Below are 2,718 nucleotides of genomic sequence, written 5' to 3'. Positions count from 1 at the left end.
ATCCAGCAAGATACAAAAGATACTGTTCAAATCATGAAAAAAGGACAAGAAGAAGCAACGCAAGGAAGAAATGCTGCTAATGAAGCAGATCAAGCATTTTCAATTATTATGAAAGACATTCATAATATAACGCAGCAAGTTCAAGAAGTGTCAGCTACAACAGAAGAAATGTCTGCTGGAACGGAAGAAATTAATGCTTCACTATCAGTAGTGTCAGAAACTTCTACAAAAGTAGAAAAAGATACGAATGAGACTGTACAAGCAATTCAAACACAAGCATCATCCATTACAGAAATAACAAATCAATCCATGCAAATAAAGAAAAAAATCGAAGAATTAGAAGGATTGATTTCACAATTTAAAATTAAAGAATAAAAAATATATAAATCCAAATTAAAAAACTTACACAAACCCCTTTTCATTTAGGTGGGCAAGAGCGTCTGACCATGCGCGGAAGCGGTCAGGGCCTTTTCCTGCCACATGCGAAGTTCAAACAAAGGGAGAAAGAAAGTAGCAGAATCTTTTTTTCTACATAGCAGCAATCTATATGTTGAAAAGTCAAAATGGATTTATATAAGAGACGGCTAATGAAAACCCCAAAACTTTAAAAGGTATGAGCGTGTAAGTGGTGGGGAGTTGACAGTCCGTCTCTTTTTTTCATTTTATCTTACATTTATTATATCAATAAAATATTATGTGAGAGTTTAAAGAGATTGTCTATATTGATTGATATATTTTGTAACCTTTTCGTTTAATGTTACAAAAAACTCTGTAAATTCTGAATATGTTGCGCGAATGCTATTTACATGATGTAAGGAAAGTTTCTCATGTAAGAGGAATTCACCTTGATGTCCAAATACTTGCATATTCGCATTTACTTGTTCTGAATCTTCTTGTGTCGATGCAAGGATGTAGTGAAATGCTTTTACAGGAACGGCATACGTTTTACAGTACATATTGTTTTGTATTCCACTTTGAACTGTAATCCGAAACTGGAGAATTTCTTTGTTTATCGTAATGGACAATGTTGTTGTTTTTAACTTTGTGTCTGTGAACGGATCTAGTTCTTCAAGTTGCAATTGAATAATAGTTTGATCTGTGAATTCGTGAATGTGTTCTTGGATTACTGATTGAATTTGTAGCTCCATATAATAAATGATCTCCTTTTCTTTATGTACTATAAAGTATAGAACAAAAGAATTAATATAAAAGTTTCAAGATAAGGTTAAGAATTTTTATTGTACTTTAAAGAGAATACATGATGATTTATTAAAAAACAATATAAATTAATATAACATTAATTATTTCAAAAACGGTATATTGATATATTATAATGCTTTATCGAGATAATTTTTTCGGTAGTAAAATGTTTTTAAGACTCTGTAAAAAAATAAAAATTTTGCAGGATAAAAGAAATTTTTAGCGAAATAAGTTAAAGTTTGAAATGAAAAAATATTTTTTATATGATAAGGGTAAAGGTTAGTGAAAAGTAGGTGAATGTATGTCAGTAACATTTTATTCATACCCAAAATGTGGAACATGCCAAAAGGCAAAAAAATGGTTAGAAACAAATGATGTAGCGTATGAAATGGTTCATATTGTCGAAAATCCGCCTTCTAAGGAGGAACTTCGTAGTATATATGAAAAAAGTGAATTACCATTAAAAAAATTCTTTAACACAAGTGGAGTGCGTTACCGCGAGCTTGGATTAAAGGACAAGCTAAAAGATGCAAGTGAAGAGGAAATATTAGACATGCTAGCTTCTGATGGCATGTTAATCAAACGACCAATTGTAACAGGCGGTAATGATGTAACAGTTGGCTTTAATGAAGAGCAATTTGAAAGTGTGTGGAAAAAGTACCAATAAGGTGCTTTTACATAATTAATACATTCATTGGAGGTACAGACATGAGCATTCCAAAACAATTACGTTACTCTGAAGAGCACGAATGGGTACAAGTTGAAGGCAACCAAGTTATCATCGGTATTACAGATTTCGCACAACACGAATTAGGAGATATCGTATTCGTGGAACTTCCTGAAGTTGGTGCAGCAATTGAAGCTGACGAGCCATTCGGAAGCGTAGAGTCTGTTAAAACAGTTTCTGAACTATACGCACCTGTAGCAGGTAAAGTTGTAGCAGTAAACGAAGACTTAAATGACAAGCCAGAACTTGTTAACGAATCTCCATACGAAGGTGCATGGATGGTTAAAGTTGAGCTTGAAGATGCAGGCCAAGTGGAGAAATTATTAACTGCAGAGCAATACGAAGAAATGATTAATCAAGACTAATTTGGAAAAGACAGCCGTGAGCTGTCTTTTTATTTTTTGTAACTACTCAGTTACTGTATGAAAAAAAGCAGAAAAGCATTTTTAAAATGGTCGAGAGGGACTGGGGATACATAGGAGCGGTCAGGTTTTTTTCCTGCCACGTGCAAGGTTTGAAAACAAAAGCAGACAATACGTGCAGGTGCCCGCCCTGTTTGCATGACAGCAGTCTATATGCCATAAGTAATAGAGAGACACATCTTCACCAGTATCATACCCTTTTCTAAATTTCTAAAAGGTATAGCTGAGTAGTTACTATTTTTTGGAAACAAATTGGAAGTTTTACCCCCCCTCGCATTCTGCCCAAGCCGCTTCCGCTTTTAATCATTATCCAGTTCCAGCGGCTAGAATGTTCGGTGGCTTCGCTTCTTCCTGCGAGGTAAAAAGCAC

Annotated in this window: 3 protein-coding genes and 1 pseudogene; 3 read left to right on the top strand and 1 reads right to left on the bottom strand. The window is 34.3% G+C overall.

Features of this window, described 5'->3' with window-relative positions; translation table 11 throughout:
- A pseudogene (locus tag H280_RS24275) lies at window positions 1-375 on the top strand (methyl-accepting chemotaxis protein); the annotation flags it as partial.
- A 329-nt stretch (window positions 376-704) separates the two neighbouring features.
- On the opposite strand, the gene H280_RS0122715 reads toward H280_RS24275, so the two are convergent.
- A complete protein-coding gene (locus tag H280_RS0122715; protein WP_020063384.1) occupies window positions 705-1,148 on the bottom strand; it encodes a DUF3978 family protein in 444 nt (147 codons plus the stop codon).
- A 353-nt stretch (window positions 1,149-1,501) separates the two neighbouring features.
- Between H280_RS0122715 and H280_RS0122710 the strand changes: the two genes are divergently transcribed.
- Both H280_RS0122710 and gcvH read left to right on the top strand, forming a co-directional pair.
- Window positions 1,502-1,867 (top strand): arsenate reductase family protein, encoded by a 366-nt coding sequence (locus H280_RS0122710; RefSeq protein WP_020063383.1) that lies wholly within the window; start codon window positions 1,502-1,504, stop codon window positions 1,865-1,867.
- 41 nt (window positions 1,868-1,908) lie between these two features.
- Window positions 1,909-2,292: a glycine cleavage system protein GcvH gene (gcvH, locus tag H280_RS0122705; RefSeq protein ID WP_020063382.1), complete on the top strand. Its 384-nt coding sequence runs from the start codon at window positions 1,909-1,911 to the stop codon at window positions 2,290-2,292.
- Window positions 2,293-2,718: the final 426 nt, after the last annotated feature.

The organism is Bacillus sp. 123MFChir2 (assembly GCF_000383235.1).
Lineage (GTDB): Bacteria > Bacillota > Bacilli > Bacillales > Bacillaceae_G > Bacillus_A.
The sequence above is the reverse complement of the archived record's forward strand: the minus strand, read 5'-3'. Positions and strand labels throughout refer to the sequence as shown.